Here is a 20,438-nt window from a genome sequence, read left to right on the forward strand (position 1 = left end):
TGGTTTTTGATCATTTTCCAGCACAAAAACAAATCAAACAATATGCATCACCGAGCAAGCCACTCTATTTCTATGAGGGTTTTGTCACCACACATAAGACGCCCTAAAAACACATCGCCGTGGTGCACTTCACCCACGCCTTTTGGCGTACCTGTCATTACAACATCACCATCTAACAGAGTAAGGTAAGATTTTAATTCATCCAAGATGGTTTGAGGTGAGTAGAGCATCTGGTTCACATGCCCCTTCTGGACTCGGACACAGTTAATGAATAACTCTAAGTTAAGATCATTAATATCAACATCAGTTAATGGAACAAAGCGACTAAACACCGCAGAGCCATCAAATGACTTTGCTCGCTCCCATGGAAGCCCTTTGCTTTTAAGATAAGATTGCTGCTCTCTCTTGGTGAGATCTAGCCCTAAGCCTACTGAAGTGAAAGTCTCATTTTCAACGATGAAGCAAATCTCCGCCTCATAGTGTAATGTCTCTTCATGGAATGAAGACAATGTAGTAGTCACACTGGTGCTTGGCTTATGAAAAACCACCATATGCTCAGGTGTGGCATTGTTGAGCTCTTCGATATGATCTGCATAATTTCTACCCACACATAATATTTTACTGGGTGCGGCGGTTACTTTAGAAATCATCATTTCACTATCCTTGTTTGTTGAGCTCATTACCTTTCCTTGACCTGAATTTGAGAGCAGATATTTTAACCGATCATATTCCACTGATCTTCGAGTTAATCTAGTAAATTATCAAAAACCTGATCTTTAGCTCAATCTTACGGTTATAAAACCTTTGGAGTTCGGCTTCAAATTCAAAAGCTAGTCAATTGTCTTTATTAGCTTTTCACATAAACGTTTCAGTTCTACAAGTTCTTCAACATCCAACGAAATCTTGCAGCGCATCGCTTTAGGCACACTGACGGCTTGCAGTTTAAGCGCTTCACCTTGCTCTGTTAAAAAAAGCTCACGAACGCGCTCGTCATGTTCACCCCTTTTGCGCAAAACAATGCCTTTAGTTTCTAATCGTTTTAACAAAGGCGTTAAAGTACCAGAATCTAAGTTAAGTTTAGCGCCCAGTTCTTTTACATTGATACCGTTATTTTGCCAAAGCACCATCATTACTAAATACTGTGAATAAGTGAGGTCTAGCTCATCTAATAGTGGGCGATAGGCGCGAATTACAGCATTGGCAGCACTATATAGAGGAAAGCAAACTTGATTCTCAAGCTTAATCAGCTCTTGTTCTTGGTTACTTAAAGATGATGAGTTATTGGTATGGCAAGATGTCATGTATACACCCGTTAGATTAAGTTGTGCACAATATACTGAATTATATCTCATGCTCCAAGTCATTAATATCGAAGCACCATATATGGATTGGAAGAGTATCGCAACTTGCCGATTATCCTATTCAACCAAAGAAAAAGCTCACTTAAAATAAGTGAGCTCTTGAATAGGCGTGTAACTTTTATTCTAGTCCGCGATAAAAGCAATTATCGCAACCTGAGATAGTTGCCAAATTTAGTAAACTACATGCGAGCTACTTATAGGTAGTAACGAGCACCAATCAACCACTTATCGTCTGCTTTATCTTTGTATGTGCCTGAACCTTGAAGGTCAAACTCGTAACCAGCAAAACCTACGAAGTTAGAAGTAAAGTTGTATTCAGCTTGTAGAGCTGAAGTGCTGTAAACTGTAGCGCTTTCTTTGTCATCTTCAACCGCTTCATAGTTAACACTTACATTAATGCTGTTTGAGAAAGCGTAAGAAGCTAGAAGTTCAACGGCTGTTGTTTCTTCAAGAGCGATACCAGAGCTTGAGTTCATGTACTCATTCATTGCGTAAACACCCGCTAAGTAAATGCCTTCTTTACCGTAAGAGCCGTATGTTGCACTTAGAACATGTGATTCAGCCGTTTGAGAACCAACGCTACCGAAATTTACATCACCAGTATTGAATGCATAGTTTGCAGTAACATCAGCAATTGAGTAGTTCAATGCAATTTGAGCACGGTTTCCGTATTCATTTTCAAAACTTACAGTGCTTGTGTAGCTAACGTCATCAACTTTACGACCCTGCCAAGCAACGCCTAAGTTAAGAGTACCTGCCTCACCAAAATCTACGCTGTTACCGTAGCTCAGCATTTCTTCACCACGACCAGTACCTAAGTTACCGTGATCGTCATAAATAAAGTCATTTGCAAAAGCGATTGGCATATCAGCAACGCCCGCAACGCTGTAATAAGGAGCCCACTGCGTACCAGCAACAGCACGACCGAAATCGTCATGCGTTAAACCAAGGTAGCCAAGACGAGTGGTAAACGCATTCTCACCGCCGTCTAGGTAGTTCAATGCCCACTCACCTTTAGCATCGGCAGTAAAGCCATTGCCTATGTCATGAGTTACATTAAAGTTAATACGTGGAGAAACTGATTCAATACCAATATCGTCGTCACCTTGACGGTCGCTGCTATTAACATCACCCACAGCAACTGAAACGTGACCACCTACAGAAAAGGTCGTACCGTCTTCATTGTAAAGTTCGATCGCAACAGCTTGTGAAGCAAAGGCAGCGCTAGAAATTGCTACCGCTAAAAGTTTCTTATTCATCGTCATATCCATTTGTAACTTAAAGGTAATTTAATCACACACAACTTCTCTCTAACGGAAGTTGTTACCTGTTCTTAACAAGTGACATAACCCTAATCGAGATGACTCAAATAGTTTCATTAAGTTATATAAAAGATAAAAAAAACAAGTACAAAAATATAAATACTTAATTAACAATAAGTTAGAATCATTAATTTATAAAAAATATGACAATTCCTTTGTTATAGCTTGTTACATTTACAAAAAACTAAAAATCACAAACACATTACTGATGAAAAACAAATAAGTAACACTATTGCCTAAAGAATTGAGCATTTACCTACAAACTAGAATTGTTTATATAAGAACTAAAAAATAGGGTTATATACGTGTAATAAAGAAGATACAGAACATTTAATGGTTTAATGTACGCTATAATCACATTCAGTGAAAAGAATGAGAATTTGATTAAATTCAACTTTTCGAGTGCTAAATTTGGAAACTGCTAAGGTCATCAACAACCTTTGACCATATCCTTGAAGTGCACCTTAATTTGACTAGAGCATTCTTGAGGGGCTAATCAAATTATTATAGTTATCAAGGTACATTATGAGGATACCCTATGACCCAATTTTTAGGCTCACACCCTATTAGCACTAACAGAATTAGAACCCTTATCACCTTAGGTTTTGTCGCCGCGGTCACTATAGTCTCTTATACTCTCATATCAGAACATCAACTCGTTCGATGGATATACCTTAGCTACCCTGCTTGCATGCTAATTGCATTTTTTCACAAACACCCTCAAGTTAAATCGGTTGCAGCTGTCGCTTCTATGACTATCATTTTAGTTGGAGGATATGTTGAACCACTCGAACTGGATACTATTGAAGAAGCCTTCATACTAATACCACTTTCTTATATCGTTATTTTTCCAGGCTCTATGTGGCCGATTGCCTCCGGTGGAGTTCTGATACTTAGCTACTTGTATGAACTGCCTGAATCTGAGTTTGAAGAGTTTATAGAAGATGCGATTGAAGTAGTCATTATCACGGTGTTTGCCACCATCATGACTTACTACCAACAAAAATTTCGGGAACAAATGTTGGTATTCCGTAAAGAAAGTTTAACGGACTTTCTTACATCGTTAGGTAATAGAAAAGCGTACTTTGATACACTAAAGACGATGGAAAGCCTTCCCTCAAAGCAGTCTGCAATTATCCAAATCGACCTTGACAACTTTAAGGACGTTAATGAAAGCGTTGGTCATGACAAAGGCGACAAACTGCTGTCAATGTTTGCTCAAGAACTCAACCAGTTGTCTTCTGAAAACCTATCATCTTACCGTTTAAGTGGTGATGAATTTATTATCATCTGCTATGAAGAAAATGATTTAACTCAAGAGCTTCAATCATTAGAAAATCAATTAAAACAAATCGCGGCAAAAACTTATCAAATCAATCCATACTCCTATAAATTAAACTTTTGTGCTGGCATTGCCAAACTTGAAGACTCAATGGGCAATACTGAGATCTTAAGTAAAAACGTAGATATCGCCGTTAAGAAAGCGAAGTCTCAAGGCAAAGGAAATATTCGTTGGTACGATCATGAATTAATAGATGAAACTATTCGACAACACCAAATTGAGACCGAGTTAGCCGCTGCGATTGAAAACGAGCAATTTAAACTGCTTTATCAACCTAAAGTCGACATTAAATCAGGGAAAATATGCGGCGCTGAAGCTCTTATTCGTTGGCACCACCCTCAATTAGGCGTTGTTTCACCCTTTGAGTTTATTGGGATCGCAGAAAAAAGTAAGCTGATCATCCCTATCGGCCGCTGGGTAATAGAAGAAGCAACGAAACAAGCAAAAATATGGCATGACGACGGCTTTAACCTTTGTGTTTCAGTCAATGTTTCCACCGTTCAATTCGCACATGATGATATCTATACCCTGGTGACTTCCTCCTTAAACACAGTGGAGCTATCACCGCATCTATTGCAATTAGAGATCACCGAAACCACCTTAATGCAGCAGCCTGACAACATCATCAACGCTTGTAACCAATTAAGAAAGCTTGGTGTGACTGTTGCTATTGATGATTTTGGTGTTGCTTACTCGTCACTAAACTACCTAAAAAAACTCCCAATCGATGTGTTAAAAATTGATAAGTCCTTTATTGATGAATGTGTACAAAGGCATGAAGATCATATGATTGTCCGAACGATCATTCAGCTCGGTCATAACTTAGGAAAAACGGTCATTGCAGAAGGAGTTGAAGATAAAAAACAACTAGATTTACTTGCAGATGAAGCATGTATGCATTACCAGGGCTATCATTTCGCTCGACCTTTAGAAATCGATGACTTATCGACTTTACTGGCGAATGAACGAATAGCATCTAATCAATAATGCTAGGTAATATTAGGGCTAGCCAGCATTAATACAGTGAACATGACAATTCACTGACAAACTTAACCTTGCTCAAGTTGAATTATTTCACTAATCTAGCTCGGTCTTTATATTTACTGTGATTTCTTTGCCAAGCAAAATAGCCCTATTATCAACGAATAAAAATCGCTTACAAAAGCACGCGCTTTGGTCGATTTTTTTAACCGGATTAGTCATGTTGACTTGTCTGGCAAGCTTGCTATCTAGCCAATCACTGTCCGCAATATCACTCCTGTCACCGAACACAACTAATGCTAATTCGGTATTAACTCGTGATGATACTCAATCAACTTCCAGTATCACTGATATAGCGCAACTCTATTTCGACGTTTTTAGTGACTCCTCACAGCAAATCAAAAAGCTTCCTACAGAAGAACCTTGTAGCCTTAGCGAGAAGATGCTGACTTATTCCGCACCTAAACTTCACTGGCTCGCTTGTTTCCTTTTGCTCACCATCGTCATATTCAGTGTTATTCCTGATACTTTGCGACGTTTCCGTGAAGAGCAAAGAGATTTCCAACGTTCAAAGCACCGCCTGCACCTCACTTATTGTATATTTCGAGAGTAAATAACCGGGTCCAACCACCCTTTTATTTTATTTTCGGAGACAATTTTAGTGCTAAATCACTTATTTTTTAGGTTTGCGCAATACGCGCAAGCTCAGCTTCATGCATGTATGAAGTTTTTATTCATTGCTGTATTTATCAGTTTTTCTTCAACATTATTCGCTCAAAGTACAGGTTGGATCTCAGCACCTGAGCATCCGCCCGTAAAGCTTCGAATGATGTCTACAGGTCAACAAGACCCTGAACTCAGTACGATCAGCGCCGTTCTAGACGTAACTTTAGACGGCGATTGGAAAACATACTGGCGTAGTCCTGGAGAAGGTGGGATTGCACCTGAATGGGATTGGACTGAATCGACCAATATTAAAGCCGTCGATTGGCACTGGCCTGTACCTAAATATTACGAGCAACTTGGTGTAATGACGTTAGGTTACAAATCTCACGTCAGTTTCCCAATCACTCTAACGTTAGATGACATTACTCAAGGTGCGACTTTTAATGCAAAGTTGAGATTCCCATCGTGTACGAACATTTGTGTTCTGACTGATTACAATATTTCATTGCCTATCAACCCTTCATCTTTACAGCTAGATGAAGAAGCTATGTTTATATTCAACCAAGGCATGAGTAAAACCCCCGTAAAAATTGATTCCAATGCTAGCGAGCAAAATGTTTCAACCAAAGGTCTATATTGGAATGAAGAGAAACAACAGCTTGTCACACAATTTTCGAACACAAAAGCCTGGGACAAACCCCAAATACTAGTGGATGGCAACGAGGTATTGGATGAGTTCTTTGCACAACCCACCCTGCATATTTCAGGTAATACGCTAACGGCAGTGTTTGATGTGAGCAACTGGCTAGGTGAAACCAACCTCGTGGGTCGTAGTATTTCGTTAACCATTTCCGATGAAACTTTTGCCAGTGAATTAACTGGAGAAGTTGGTTCTCAACCTGTTATTTATCAAGAAACTAACAACAGCTTTTTTGCCATGTTAGGTTTTGCCCTCATTGGCGGATTCATACTTAACATTATGCCATGCGTACTTCCTGTTCTTGGAATGAAACTCAACAGCATGATCGGAAACCAAGGAGCATCTTCTCGTCATATTCGAGGCTCATTCATCGCTTCAGCAGCAGGTATTATTACCTCATTTGCTATCCTCGCTTTTGGCATTTCAATGCTGAAAATGGGAGGTAACGCTATTGGTTGGGGCATCCAATTCCAAAGCGGGTGGTTCATTGCGTTTATGCTATTTGTGACCACGCTTTTTGCGACTAATCTACTTGGTTTATTTGAATTCAAACTCCCATCAAACCTAAATACTTGGATGGCTTTGAAAGGAAATAACTCGCACTCAGGTCATTTTATTCAAGGTATGTTCGCAACATTACTTGCTACGCCTTGTAGTGCTCCGTTTCTAGGTACTGCTGTCGCTTATGCCTTAGGAGCAAGCTACCAAGAGTTGTGGGCTATATTTGTTGCGCTCGGCGTGGGTATGAGCTTTCCGTGGTTACTTTTTGCAGCCTTCCCAAAAATGGTTCAATTCTTACCTAAACCAGGTAACTGGATGTTTAAGGTTAAGCTTACTTTCGGAATGATGATGCTTGCGACTAGCTTATGGTTAAGCAGCTTATTAACTCCATTTATTGGGCTATTTCCGACCATCGTTTTGACTGCTGGATTACTGATTAGCGTATTAGTTTGGATTGGTGTGAAGCTGGGAAGAAAAGTGTTAGTTCCTATTATTGCTATATCTACACTTGTTTTTGGCGGTGGATTAATTGCAGGCAGTTTAACTGCTGACAACTGGTCAACCCCAATTGTGGATGACCTTAATTGGCAACCATTAGAAGCGACTGAAATACCGGCACTAGTTAAACAAGGAAAAACTGTCTTTGTGGATGTCACTGCCGACTGGTGTATTACGTGTAAAGCCAACAAGATTGGCGTGATCTTACAAGATCCGGTTTATAGCCACCTACAAGCAGACGATATTGTTCTTATGAAAGGCGATTGGACGACACCAAATAAAAGTGTCACCGATTACCTACAGAGTAACGGTCGATTCGGTGTGCCATTCAACATTATATACGGACCAAGTTATGAAAATGGTATCCCTCTTCCTGTTATTTTGGATAGTGATACCGTAACTCAAGCTTTAAATACAGCGAGATAATTGATGGATAAACACTCAAAAGACTCTCACAAAAATGAGAAGCCAAGCCGAGTAAAAAAATGGGCGAAAGAACTCGTCTATATGATCTTGATCGTTGGCATCGTTTCTTACGCTATGGATTTTTATCACAGTGCCAAACTACCAACTGGCGCAGCTCTCCCCATATCAGGAATGACTGTGCAAGGTGAGTTCATTGATGTTATTGAACAAAGCAAATCAGGTGAACCTGTTATTGTCTATTTTTGGGCAACATGGTGCGGTGCATGCAAATTTGTAAGCCCAACCATCAACTGGTTTGCTAATGATCATCAAGTGGTTACTGTGGCACTTTCCTCGGGTGAAGATGAACGAGTTCGTCGATTTCTTTCCGCAAAAGAGTACGACTTCCCTGTACTCAATGACGCTACCGGAAACCTCAACCGAGACTGGAAAATTAGTGTCACCCCTACCATCGTGATCATAAAAGACGGTGAAATAAAGCACACTTCGACAGGGGTAACCACACCTTGGGGGCTTTGGTTTAGAACTTTATTTGTATAGAGCACAATTTATATTGAGCACTATTCACGTAGAACGACCTTTGTGTCGTTCCATAACTTCATTTTAAATTTATGACTCTATTTAGAGGATTTGGTGAGATTGTTTTTTATAACTGTTTTTTATAAATAACAACGCGCTCTGAATAGGAATAAGAACAACGAAAGTTAAAGGATTTACCGTGAAAAAACTTATTATTAGTACACTGATTACGGCTGTATTCTCTGTTACAGCCTCAGCCGCTTTGACTGAATCCCAAGAAGTACAGCTTTTAAAAATTAATGAGCTGCTAAGAAGTAACCCAAGCGTTATCAGTAATTTATATGAAAGTCTTGAACAGTACGTAGAAGGGCAAGCTCAACTAGAGAAAGTTAAGGCACAAAGCCACGATTGGCTATACAACAATAAAGCACACTCAATTACGGGTAACCCTAACGGCAGCTCTGTTATCATCAACTTTACCGACTATAACTGTCCATATTGTAAAAAATTGGAAGCGGCATTCGAAAAGTTAAGCCAAGAAAATAGTGACTTGAAAGTAATCAACATATACGTGCCTTTACAGCAACAACAAGCTCCGGGAACCGATACTAACTCGGCGCTGTATGCACTTAATGTTTGGAAGCAACAACCTGAAAGCTTTGTTGAAGTACATAACCTATTAGTGGCAAAAAATGGTCGCCATGACAAACGCTCATTAAATGCGATTGCGAAGAAGACAAAAACCGAAGCTCTTCTGAATACGAGTGAAGAGCAAGAATTGATTGTTGCCAGAAACTACCAGACCTTTACTGCGATGGGATTAGGAGGAACACCGGCTATGATCATGAATGATCAAGTGACCCCTGGTTATGTCCCATATGAGAAGCTAAAGGATATGGTGAAAGAAGCCTTCTCTAAATAAACGAACATCATGGGAGAGGCATACTCTCCCTTTTTATTTGAACCGATTAGCTTGCTCTGATCTGCCCAACACCTTGAGTATCGATTAACACTTCCTTCAGCGACCCATTCACCAAACGCCTTATTCACCAAATTAATCTCTTAACTGGCATTCATAAAACTGAAACCAAACCGACACTTAACCGTCACTAATTAGAAATCAATCTTTCATTTATAAACATTATCTTACTCGTATCAAAACAAATCGGGCATGAAGCTCATTGATATTTAAATAGGATAAATAAAATGAAAAAAGCAGCTATCGCAACTGCAATCGTCTCAGCATTGGTATCGGGTTCATCTTTTGCTGCAACAGTTTACGACAAAGATGGGACTAAACTTTCAGTCGGCGGTCGTGCTGAAGCTCGTTTCAATATTTCAGATAACAACGAAACGGTTGATAAAAGCTCATTCAAAGACAAGTCTCGTGCACGAGTTAATTTGAAAGGCAAAACTCAAGTAACTGACGGCTTATACGGTTTTGGTAAGTACGAAGCAGAGTTCGATGACGCATCTGATATTTCTAACCGCTACTTCTTCGCAGGTATTGGAACTGACATGGGTGAGTTTTCTTACGGCAAGCAAGATTCAGCTCAAGTGATGCTCACTGATGTAACAGATACAATGGCAACGTTCGGTGCAGATGCTGCAGATATTGTTTCAGGAAACAAAGATAAACGCGAAAATAACTTCCTTTACTCAGGCAAGTTTGACCAATTTAAAGTGAAAGCAAACTACATCGCAGCCGATGATAAAGATGCTGACAGCTACGGTATTGCTGGTATGTTCTCACTAGATATGGGGCTAGACCTTGGCTTGGGTTATGTTTCACAAGATAACGGTCAAGACAGTGACGACCAAATCAACCTAGTTGCGCAGTACGCGATGGATGCATTCACTTTCGGCGGTCTTTACACAATGGGCTCTGTTGCTGACGAAGGCATCACGGGCTACGAATTATCTGCAAAATTCAAAGCAAATAAGAAGCTCGCTCTAGTTGGTGTATATAACTTCTCAGAAAATGACGATACGAGCACTGAACTAGCAAATAACTTCGCAATCGAAGCCGTTTACAAGTTCAACGGTCATATCCGTACTTACGCTGGTTACAAATTTGAACAGTTAGACAATAAAGATGACCAACTTCAAGCTGGTATTCGTTACGATTTCTAATTCGAAAGTAGAGTCTCTGAGTACAACTCAACTCTAGTCACACTGTCCTTTGGCCAAGCATTTGCTTGGCCTCTTTTCTTATTAAAAGGTAAAAACTAATACTTAGGAAACAAGAAACCCTGAGCTTACGCACAAATGCACCAAGTCTTACAAGCGTAGGCAGCCTTCACTCTCAAAGTGATAAAGGATCTAACTAATCAAGCGAGCTACCAGTGCACCTGGTTCTCTAAGTGCATCCACGTTGTAACTCAATACTTTCCCAGAAGATGGTGCTAAATAGCGTTTGCTTTCATCACCAAAGGCATCATATTGAATCGCTAATAAATCACCGACTTCAACGCTTTGTAACAGTTCAACTTGAGGTAAGATAAACCCCCCAACATCCGCCCGAACTGATACGATTTTATCGCCTTCAACCCAATTGATTTGTGGTACTTCAGTCACTAATTGAGCAGTATGGTTAGATTCCAACATCTCATAATAAGCTAAGATATTGAATACCCCTTCTACTGCACGTTGAATCATTTTCGGTTGAGTAAATTTCCCCATCCCGACTTCTACAGTAATACTCGGAATGCCACTTCGGTTCCAAACTGTTTCTAATATACCGGGATCACCCGGATCATTTAAAACGCAGTCAGGTTTCATTAATCTTGCCATTTCACTGCATTGAGCAATTCGATAATCGGCAAAAACATATAATGGATACACAGCACCGCGAGTTTGAGTATGTAGATCAATAGCAAAAGTAGCATTCGGCTTCAGTAAGCGTTCCCAAAGTGAAGCAACGAAGCGCTCTGCCGCGAGTCCATCTGCATTTCCTGGGAAAAGACGATTGAGGTTAGCTGGGCATGAACCAGGATCGGAAGAGATAAAGTCTCGGCTATGGTTCAGCAAACCAGAAAGATTTACCGTTGGCACAATAGTGACAGTACCAGACAGCTCTTTACCAACGAGCTCTCGTACAATTTGTTGAGCGGCTAGAACACCGTTTAGCTCATCACCATGGATACCCGCGGTCACCATGAGTTTAGGACCATCCTTTATCCCTTTGAACACCGTGACTGGCATATTTTTTGGCTGACCTAAACCATCGCTGGTTACTTGGAACCAAAACTGATGCTCACCTGAAGGTAAATCGTCTACGTTCAAAGTGGTAATGACGCGTCTACCTTGTAAAACATCATCTAAAAATTCGGTATTCATTTATCACTCCGTGATTTCTGATTTGCAGTTGAGAGAAAGGGATCAACAAAATAATTTGAATCACTTAAGAATGTCATCATAGAGGATATTAATAGCTGAACAAGTACTGACTCATTTGTCATCACTTCTATAGGTAATCTGATTGTTCCAACAATTCGAACAACTTAGCCAAAGCATAAACATTGGCTTACTGCATGATTAATCGTATGATTCTGGAATTCTATTATTAACCGCACCATATGCTTGGTTCCGTAAAATTATGAGTCAACCTCACCACCCCTTACAAGGCGCAAGCTGGATGCTCACCGCAGGTCTTGCATTTGCTATCGTCAATAGCCTTGCTCAAGTCGCCAGCATCAAGTTCGGGCTACCTTCAACTACCGTTGCCGTCATTCAATATGCCATAGCGCTTGTTGTGATCATTCCTTATTTACGCACTCTTGGTATTAGGCGTTCATTAAGAACTAACCATTTGAAAATGCACATTCTACGTGTATTTCTATCGGTTATTGGCATCCAGCTTTGGCTGTGGGCGCTTGCTTACCCTGTGCCTATTTGGCAAGGCATTGCGTTATTAATGACATCTCCACTCTTTGCCACTGTAGGTTCTGGGTTATTTCTTAAAGAAAAAGTAGGAGCTGCACGTTGGGGAGCGACCTTAGCAGGCTTTGCCGGTGCAATGATCATTCTTGAACCATGGGCAGACAGTTTCAGTTGGGCAACTCTACTACCCGTTGGTGCCGCATTCTTTTGGGCATGTTATTCACTTATGGTGAAAAAGCTATCTTCTGAAGATGGACCTTCAACAATGGTAATGTATCTACTATTGATGATTACCCCTTTCAACATTTTATTAGCAGCACCAGAATGGCAATTACCTACAGGGTCTTCAATTTGGCTCATCCTGATTGCAGCTGGTGTCATGACCGCTTTGGCTCAATGGGCAATAGTAAAAGCTTACTCAGTGGCAGATGCATCTTTCGTTCAACCTTTTGACCATGCAAAACTGCCGTTAAATGTATTAGCAGGTTGGTTAGTATTCAGTTGGGTACCACCAGGACGTTTATGGTTAGGGGCTGCTATTATTATTTTATCCGTTGCGTTTATTACTCGTTGGGAAACAAAAAAAACGAAATAGTGAAATTAATATAGAACTCTCCCGTTCTTTATTATTAAGCGAATTGAACTGAGGTAACGACAATGACAACACCAATCAAAATTACTTTGTACCGCTGGGGTGGCAGCTGGGGTCCATTTAAAGTAAATATCCCATGTGGTGAATGCACGCTCACAAAAGATATTCTGAAAGATACGTTTGAAAATGAGCTGGCTGACGTAGAAGTGGAACTTGAGGTAAAAGATTGGTTATCTCATTGGTGGGAGCCATTAAAACTTGGTGCATGGCACGCTCCGATTCTTGTAGTCGAAGGCAAAGTTGTAAGCCAAGGAGAAGCATTAAACCGAGGCGTACTCGTTCAATCCGTTATCAAAGAATGGACGAAGAGAGATACTCTCAAAGGTAATATTGTTTACGGAAAAGCGACCTGCCCTTTCTGTGTAAAAGCAAAAAACCTACTTGATGAAGCTGGTATTAAATACCAGTACTATGACGTCGTAAAAGACAGTGCCGCTTTGTACCGAATGATCCCTGAAGTAAAAGCAATCATAGGCGAAAAAACACCGGTTACTGTCCCTCAGATTTGGCTAGAAGGGAAATATGTTGGCGGAGCAGATAACCTAGCCGCATGGATGAAAGATAACGGGTTAGATCGTATACCTAACAATGTTGTTGATCTATCGAATCAAAACGCTAGCTAGCAAATATTCGCTGTGCATATTCCAGATATTAATAGAGTGACGGGTTAGAGTAATCACCACACTCTTGATGTCATTTAACTCTTAATTTCATGGCACACATAAACACAAAGCCCTTAATCTCAGAGCTGAGATTAAGGGCTTTGTTGAATTCTATAAATAGCGACTATTTATTAAATATTAAATATTAAATAAGCACTAGGCTGCTGCAGCATAATAAGATACTAGCATGTGCTTAATAGCCACTATATTTTAGGTTGTATTTTATTTAGCCATCTTCTTCATCATTCGCTTAATGAACGATACTTTTTTCGGCTTTGATTTGCCGTATAGAGCTTCGTGCATCATGTTCTTTGCCACAAGTTGACCAATGTATGCATTGCCTAGTTCGTAACCCATGATTATCTCCACAAAATATTAATGTCTGATTTCTATAAAGTGATCTTACTCTCAAAACACACAAAAACAAGACTTAAATCACACTTTTGTGCAAATTAAATTGTTAATTACTTAACTATGAGGAAATTAGGCACAAAAAAAACAGCACTCAGGCTGATTTTTATCTTTACTAATAGCTATCTTTACCAACAGCTACCTTTTTAAATCGATTACTTTGCCAATAAATAGCTTTTTCAAGAAATAGCTTATTAGCTTCTTTTGGGCTGTTTATAAGTCTTACCAGCAATCTGGTACGTATCTTTTGCTTTTACTTCAAACATAGATTCAAAGAACCATGCAGCGAACTTAATCAGATCGTCACCTTCATTCATGACATGCTCAACAAATTCTTGTTCTTCACCTTCATCGTTGTCTTGAACTGTCACATGGTAAATGCGTTTTTCATTTTCAACATCAGCCAATGCAAATTGACCGACCAAAGATTGAGCGGCTTCAGATACTTCAGTATCTTCATTTGATTTTAATAACTCTAGTGCTTCTGGGAGGTTTTGCTTGCTGCAAATCTCTTTAACCAGTACTTCAAATTCATTGTGCTGCATGATATCTACCTATTAAATTAACGAACGCATTGTAGGAAACCATCACTCTAATTACAACGATCTACTGAATGAATAATGCATGTTGCACTCTCATATCTACAGACCACATCGGATCTCTACGCACCACATCTATAGCAACGCTTCTGCAGAAGCCGCTTCGATTTTTCTTGAATTTAGCCATGTTGAAAAGAGCACCAACGCCATACCGCCCCCTACCATCATGTAAAAGACACCTAAGCTTGTATTATTCACCACCCAGTTTTCGACTAAGTAACCACCAAATAAGCCCGCAACACACATTTGAATAGAACCCGACAATGCCGACACCGCACCTGCCTGCTTTTTATGGGGCTCCAACAACATGCTGATTGATAAAGGAAAGGACATACCCTGAGCAATCACAAGCCACGTAAACGCCCAAACCAAATTAAAAATACTGAACTCAGAAACCAACAACCATGCGCCAGATAAAAGCATAATTGTTATCGCGATACTCATTAAAGTTTGAGTGTTTAAATAACGGTTCAAGATATTCAGGGTGACGCTACCAATAAGTAAACCTGCGGATGGAATGATCATTAATGAACCATATTCAGCCGTTGTAAGCCCTAGTTGATCTTGCATTAGAAATGGGAATAAAGACAGTGTCACAATACTGGTTAAATAGCTCATCCAGTTATAGCTCGCGCTGCTAATCACTTGTCGATTCACTAATAAGGCACCGTAATTCTTAACGACTTTCGTGACATTAAAACGACTTTTCCCATACGGCAGCGTTTCAGGAAGAATAAAGAAACCTAAGGTAAAAATGGCGAAAATGTACGCCAAGACAAACCCAAATACTGCTTGCCAACCTAGATGAAAAGCCACCCAACCGCCAAATACTGGTGCTGCAATAGGTATGATAGATGCGGTCATCGAAATATAGGACAAAGCTTTAGTGAGTTGTAAGCCATCATAGCTATCTCTTAATACACTTCGCCCAAGCACAGAGGCACTACCGGCCCCTAAACCTTGCAACAAACGCCCAAACTCCAACGCGGTAGCGTTATCTGAAAATAGTAAACATACAATCGTACCGATTAAATAAATTCCCTGTCCAAGAATAAAAATAGGTCTTCGACCAATCGCGTCAGACATAGGACCATAAAACAGCTGAGAAACACCAAAACCTACCAAGAACAGGGTAACCAACATTTGAACATTAGTTTGTGCTATCTCTAAATCAGCGGCAATCAACGGTAATGAAGGTAGATAAATACTCACCCCTACCTGTCCAGTAGCAATGATCATCATAGCGAGAAGTAAAGGTGCTTTTTTGAATACTGCTGAAGTCATTAAATCCCCTAATTGTGTGCTTTTTATTCATTATTCAGTTTACATTCAAATCTGATAATTGATAATCAAGCAAGTAGGAATTTTATTAAGTCCTAATAGGAAATAATATGGATTGGATTCTCAGTGTAAAAAGCTATGTAAAAGTCGTAGATGAAGGCAGCTTCAACGGAGCAGCTAGAAGCCTCAACACCACCAGCTCAGCAGTCAGTAAGCGTGTCAATTGGTTAGAAGAACGCATTGGCACTCAATTGCTCAAAAGAACAACTCGCTCAATAAGCCAAACAGAAGCTGGCGCACTTTTCTACCAGCGAGCAAAAGCTCAGCTAGATAGCTGGCAGTCAATTGTTGATGAAACTCGCTCAGTTAACCAAACACCAGCAGGTTTATTAAAAATTGGTGCGACGATTGCTGTCGGATCTAAATTTTTAGTCCAATACTTAAACGACTTTCTTGAACAGTATCCGGATATCAAAATTCAGCTAATCACCACAATCCCAGGTCAGCTACCAGAAATGAGCCTAGATCTCGTGCTCAGCCGTGAATTAGAGCAACTCAATTCACTAAGCTTCAAAAAAACGCCTTTGTTCGAACATAAAGCCACCTTTTATGCAGCACCTAGTTACCTGAAAAAATATGGCTACCCTGCCGATGAACAAGAGCTCGAAGTACATAACTCATTAGTTTGGGGAGAAAGAACCACTAGGGAAATCACAATATCAAAAGGGAAAAGGATCACATTAAGTGGCAACTTTGCCACAACCAACCCTGAAGCATTATTTCACGCAGCTAAAAATGGCATGGGGATTCTTCTCACTAACCAGACGATGATTAAAGAAGAACTAAAACTGGGTACTCTAGTGCCTATCTTGCCTGGGATTAAAGCTGACGAAGCGATGGTATATGCCTATTATCCAAAGCTTGATTACGAACATACCCGCACAAAGTTGTTCTTAGATTATCTTAAATTGCGTTTACACAAAGAGCGAGATCTAGAAACGTACTCTCACCCAATGGAGTTAAATTAAGCATAAAACGAAAGTAAAACCTGTAAGAAACTGCCTTTATAAAACCGACACAAATTCATCATTAAGATTGAATATTGGAGACTTATCGTCAATAGTAATAAATAGAAGTGTGCAACTTGATGCTCTTAAATTTGACTAATGAATGATAGGCAACATTCTATGGCTAAACTCTCACTGAACGATACAGTAAACTTAGACACAATCAGTCATATTCTAAAATTAGATGGGCAGGACTTGTTAGAAGCTGTCGCCCTTACGCTGCATCGCGTTTTTGGCAGCCAATGCACGGGGATAATTGAAAAGCGCCATTTTCAAGATCACACTTTGCCCGTTGTCATTGTCCTTGACGATTCAGTACAACAAGTCAACGTCCATTCCGTTACTAATAAGCTTTGCAACCAAGAAACACGCCAAGACTGCCAGCACTGTTCATTTACCAGGCAACTTCTAGAGTCATTACCTAACAACACTCTTAGTCATGAGTTTATCTCAGAGAACTATATAGCCATCCCGATTAAAGCGCGTAATGGGGATACTATGGGTGTACTCTATTCCACTTTTATCTTACCGATCAGTAATGGAGATAAACAAAAGCTGATACGACACCATCAAATGTTTGCGGATATGATAAATCATACGTTACAGGAACTATGGTTCAGTGATCGCTCAGAACAGCTCGTCAATCAGCTCAGCTATGAAGTCTCACACGATAACCTTACCGGGCTTCTTAACCGTAGCTGCTTATCCGACACTCTAGAATCTATAACGCAGCAATCAAATGCACCTTTTACTCTCGCCTTCATTGATATCGACAACTTTAAATCGATTAACGACGCAAACGGTAACTATATCGGGGACAAAGTGATTCAGTTTACTGCCGATACCATCACTTCATGTGTACAAGACGCAGCTTTAACCTTCCGAACAGCTGGGGATGAATTTGCATTTATCACTTATGACTCCGACCCAATAAAAATTTGTCATGATATTTTAAATAAGATAGAGGATGGCTACTACGACTCTACGCATCAATTAAAATTTAAGATCAGTATTGGTATTGCAAGAACTCAAGACGTAGATAAAAACATTGAAAAGTTGCTGTTCAACACCAGTTTAGCTCTTAAAGATTGTAAGCAGCACCCCGAAATACAGGTGCAATGCTACGACACTCACTTAAGCGCAAGCTACCATAGAACAACCCAGTTAGTCGCTGCCATTAGACGCGAACTCGCGAGCCCAATCGCAGTGAATCAAGAAATGCATGTGGTTGTTCAACCGATTGTCTACAAGAATCAAGATGAATGGGATTACTTTGAATTACTCAGCCGTTGGCAAAGCCCTGAATATGGGTCAGTTTCACCGGTTGAATTCATTAAGGTCGCAGAACAATCAGGGCTTATTGTTGAACTTGGTGAAAGGATAATGGAGCTGGGTTGCATTGCTAAAAAGCAGCTAGAACAGGGACTTGGTTACAAAATAAAGTTAGGTATAAACTGCTCAGCCCATGAATTAAATGACGCAGAAAGGTATTTGAACCATTTAACCAAAATGATCAATAAATATGATTTCGAAGCCAAAGAGTTCGTCATTGAACTTACAGAAACCGTATTACTGACTCAAACTGACGATGTAACACGTGTACTGACTTCATTGCGAGAAATGGGGTTTACTATTGCTCTAGATGATTTTGGTACAGGATATTCAAGCTTAAACTACATTCAAAGCTATCCTATCGATTGCTTGAAGATAGATGCTACCTTTATTCGAAATCTATTAAGTAATGCTATTTCTGAGCGAGTGGTATGGTTAATAATTCAACTTGCTCAGCAACTAAATATTACCTTAATTGCGGAAGGAATAGAGCACCAAGAAGAGTTGGAGAAATTACACTCTATGGGATGCTTACAAATTCAAGGCTATTACTATTCACGACCAGAAAAGCCATCCGTGATTATTGATACCCTTACCCACCGTGTACAAAGTAAATTTGCATAAAAAACCCGTAACTCACAGGCTATGAGTTACGGGTATGAGCTTTGTAATAAGCTGAAGTTCAGTGAATATCAACCGGCTTCAGCAATGCCTTTTGGCTTATTATAAACTTTGCTCTCTTTCTAAGAGTAATGCGTCTGCTTCATCTCTCATCGCGACGAATTTTGCTTTTTCATTTTTAGGAACTGAATTAGCCATTGGTATATTCGCTTTCATTGCGTTTACAGGGCGACCACGCTCGATCAATTCATAATGAAGATGAGCTCCTGTCACTCGACCTGTTTTACCTGATAAACCAATTTTTTGTCCACGAGAAACCTGCTGCCCTTTACGTACGAGTATCTTACTCAAGTGAAGATAGCGAGTTTTATAAGTGGTGCCATGCTGGATAACGACGTAATTACCCGCATATGGGTGGCTACGAGTCATAATCACTTTACCATCACCTGTAGACTGCACTGGAGTGCCAACAGGTGTAGCAAAGTCTGTCCCGTTATGTGGGGATACTCTTCCCGTAACTGGGTGCAAACGTTTTGGATTAAAATGAGAACTTAAGCGCCAATTACGCCCAACAGGGTAACGTTGGAAAGCACGCTGCAGGCTGTCTCCATTTGCATCGTAGTATTGACCGTCAGTGTGCAAATAAGCGCTTAAAACACGATTTCGGTTCATTATCTTAATGGCTTCAATCTCACGTTTCCCAGTAGGAACGCCATCAAGAAACTGCTTCTTCTGTAAAACTTCGAATTTATCCCCAGCACGTAAATCACGACTAAAATTAATCTTCTCTTTCAATAAAGAAACAACGTGATCAATTTCAATGCTGCTTAAACCCAGTTTATTAGCCGACATTGAAAAGCTGCCTTGAATATCACCAACCAAAGGAGTTTGTACCCACTCTCCAGGTAATGAGATGTCTTCAAACTCATAGCTACCATCGTCTAAACGACGATACAACACTTTATCCACCAGGTTGAACATCAACTCCATTTTAACCAACTCACCCGAATCTTCATCTCGCCAAAAACGAAGTTGGTTACCCGGTTGTAATGTATCTAACGCAAGGAAGTTAAGATCGGTTTCCATCACACTCATCATCGATTGATATGAGAAACCAAGTTGAGTAAATATGCCACTAAGGTTATCACCACTGCGGATTTGATACTCAAAAGTAGGTGGTTCAATAATCTCAGAAATTGGAGACAACAAAGATTCAATGACCGTTGAATCGGGCAAATTTAAATCTATTGTCTTAGTTAGTTGGGAGTCAGAAGCATTGAAAACGACACTCATAGCGGCTGCAATAGGAAAACCTAGCAGGGCTAATTTTTTAAGTGACGAGAGCTCAGAAAACGGAGATGAAAATATTTTTGAATACACGGTAAAGAGATCTTTCTGCAACATAAAGCAACAGGATATGCTTTTTGAGCGCATAAATCATCAGTGAAATGTCATAATATGATGCTCATCAGCCAAACCCAGCCTAAGTGCTTGAGTTATCGTGGGGTACTTAGGTTAAATGGAAATACTATATTTCAAAGAGAGGCATGATTTCAGAAAAATGCTTAGTTTGAAGTGAAAAAATTGAAGTAACAAATTTGAAGTAACAAAAAAG

General features: G+C 39.9%; 18 protein-coding genes. 10 read left to right on the forward strand and 8 right to left on the reverse strand.

Annotated elements, in window-relative coordinates; genetic code table 11:
* Positions 1 to 47: 47 nt before the first annotated feature.
* From L4C37_RS14475 to L4C37_RS14485, 3 genes are all read right to left on the reverse strand, one after another.
* A complete protein-coding gene (locus L4C37_RS14475; RefSeq protein ID WP_372267506.1) occupies positions 48 to 680 on the reverse strand; it encodes a fumarylacetoacetate hydrolase family protein in 633 nt (210 codons plus the stop codon).
* A gap of 150 nt (positions 681 to 830) precedes the next feature.
* The gene (ohrR, locus tag L4C37_RS14480) at positions 831 to 1,301 is read right to left on the reverse strand and encodes a transcriptional regulator OhrR (RefSeq protein WP_137372272.1); all 471 of its coding nucleotides are present in this window, start codon (positions 1,299 to 1,301) and stop codon (positions 831 to 833) included.
* Between the two features lie 254 nt (positions 1,302 to 1,555).
* Positions 1,556 to 2,620 (reverse strand): porin, encoded by a 1,065-nt coding sequence (locus L4C37_RS14485; RefSeq protein WP_429768995.1) that lies wholly within the window; start codon positions 2,618 to 2,620, stop codon positions 1,556 to 1,558.
* A 601-nt stretch (positions 2,621 to 3,221) separates the two neighbouring features.
* Here L4C37_RS14485 and L4C37_RS14490 point away from each other — a divergent pair.
* From L4C37_RS14490 to L4C37_RS14515, 6 genes are all read left to right on the forward strand, one after another.
* Positions 3,222 to 5,012, forward strand: a complete 1,791-nt coding sequence (locus L4C37_RS14490; RefSeq protein ID WP_429768996.1) for a putative bifunctional diguanylate cyclase/phosphodiesterase — start codon at positions 3,222 to 3,224, stop codon at positions 5,010 to 5,012.
* A 214-nt stretch (positions 5,013 to 5,226) separates the two neighbouring features.
* The gene (locus L4C37_RS14495; RefSeq protein ID WP_273295189.1) at positions 5,227 to 5,619 is read left to right on the forward strand and encodes a hypothetical protein; all 393 of its coding nucleotides are present in this window, start codon (positions 5,227 to 5,229) and stop codon (positions 5,617 to 5,619) included.
* Between the two features lie 48 nt (positions 5,620 to 5,667).
* On the forward strand, positions 5,668 to 7,797 hold the full coding sequence (locus L4C37_RS14500; RefSeq protein WP_429768997.1) for a protein-disulfide reductase DsbD family protein: 2,130 nt from the start codon (positions 5,668 to 5,670) through the stop codon (positions 7,795 to 7,797).
* A 3-nt stretch (positions 7,798 to 7,800) separates the two neighbouring features.
* A complete protein-coding gene (locus L4C37_RS14505) occupies positions 7,801 to 8,337 on the forward strand; it encodes a protein disulfide oxidoreductase (protein ID WP_273295185.1) in 537 nt (178 codons plus the stop codon).
* A gap of 178 nt (positions 8,338 to 8,515) precedes the next feature.
* Entirely contained in the window at positions 8,516 to 9,238 is a 723-nt protein-coding gene (locus L4C37_RS14510; protein WP_429768998.1) for a DsbA family protein, read from the forward strand.
* Positions 9,239 to 9,522: 284 nt separating this feature from the next.
* On the forward strand, positions 9,523 to 10,449 hold the full coding sequence (locus L4C37_RS14515) for a porin (protein WP_429768999.1): 927 nt from the start codon (positions 9,523 to 9,525) through the stop codon (positions 10,447 to 10,449).
* A gap of 189 nt (positions 10,450 to 10,638) precedes the next feature.
* Here the strand turns inward: L4C37_RS14515 and L4C37_RS14520 are convergent, their stop codons facing one another.
* Positions 10,639 to 11,655 (reverse strand): succinylglutamate desuccinylase/aspartoacylase family protein, encoded by a 1,017-nt coding sequence (locus L4C37_RS14520; RefSeq protein ID WP_429769000.1) that lies wholly within the window; start codon positions 11,653 to 11,655, stop codon positions 10,639 to 10,641.
* 259 nt (positions 11,656 to 11,914) lie between these two features.
* On the opposite strand from L4C37_RS14520, the gene L4C37_RS14525 reads away from it, so the two are divergent.
* A complete protein-coding gene (locus L4C37_RS14525; RefSeq protein WP_137372073.1) occupies positions 11,915 to 12,793 on the forward strand; it encodes a DMT family transporter in 879 nt (292 codons plus the stop codon).
* A 62-nt stretch (positions 12,794 to 12,855) separates the two neighbouring features.
* Positions 12,856 to 13,473, forward strand: coding sequence for a glutaredoxin domain-containing protein (locus L4C37_RS14530; RefSeq protein ID WP_429769001.1), 618 nt, complete (start codon positions 12,856 to 12,858; stop codon positions 13,471 to 13,473).
* 261 nt (positions 13,474 to 13,734) lie between these two features.
* Here the strand turns inward: L4C37_RS14530 and L4C37_RS14535 are convergent, their stop codons facing one another.
* The 3 genes from L4C37_RS14535 to L4C37_RS14545 form a co-directional block, all read right to left on the reverse strand.
* Positions 13,735 to 13,869: a hypothetical protein gene (locus tag L4C37_RS14535; RefSeq protein WP_257217070.1), complete on the reverse strand. Its 135-nt coding sequence runs from the start codon at positions 13,867 to 13,869 to the stop codon at positions 13,735 to 13,737.
* A gap of 248 nt (positions 13,870 to 14,117) precedes the next feature.
* Complete coding sequence (locus L4C37_RS14540; protein WP_137372071.1) at positions 14,118 to 14,468, reverse strand: hypothetical protein; 351 nt, start codon at positions 14,466 to 14,468, stop codon at positions 14,118 to 14,120.
* 129 nt (positions 14,469 to 14,597) lie between these two features.
* Complete coding sequence (locus L4C37_RS14545; RefSeq protein ID WP_429769002.1) at positions 14,598 to 15,806, reverse strand: multidrug effflux MFS transporter; 1,209 nt, start codon at positions 15,804 to 15,806, stop codon at positions 14,598 to 14,600.
* A gap of 107 nt (positions 15,807 to 15,913) precedes the next feature.
* On the opposite strand from L4C37_RS14545, the gene L4C37_RS14550 reads away from it, so the two are divergent.
* Together L4C37_RS14550 and L4C37_RS14555 are read left to right on the forward strand one after the other, a co-directional pair.
* On the forward strand, positions 15,914 to 16,831 hold the full coding sequence (locus L4C37_RS14550) for a LysR family transcriptional regulator (RefSeq protein ID WP_429769003.1): 918 nt from the start codon (positions 15,914 to 15,916) through the stop codon (positions 16,829 to 16,831).
* A gap of 159 nt (positions 16,832 to 16,990) precedes the next feature.
* A complete protein-coding gene (locus L4C37_RS14555; RefSeq protein ID WP_429769004.1) occupies positions 16,991 to 18,826 on the forward strand; it encodes a putative bifunctional diguanylate cyclase/phosphodiesterase in 1,836 nt (611 codons plus the stop codon).
* A 99-nt stretch (positions 18,827 to 18,925) separates the two neighbouring features.
* Here L4C37_RS14555 and shyA read toward each other — a convergent pair whose 3' ends face one another.
* Complete coding sequence (shyA, locus tag L4C37_RS14560; protein ID WP_273295367.1) at positions 18,926 to 20,203, reverse strand: peptidoglycan DD-endopeptidase ShyA; 1,278 nt, start codon at positions 20,201 to 20,203, stop codon at positions 18,926 to 18,928.
* Positions 20,204 to 20,438: the final 235 nt, after the last annotated feature.

It is taken from the genome of Vibrio kagoshimensis (assembly GCF_050337535.1).
GTDB lineage: Bacteria > Pseudomonadota > Gammaproteobacteria > Enterobacterales > Vibrionaceae > Vibrio > Vibrio gallaecicus.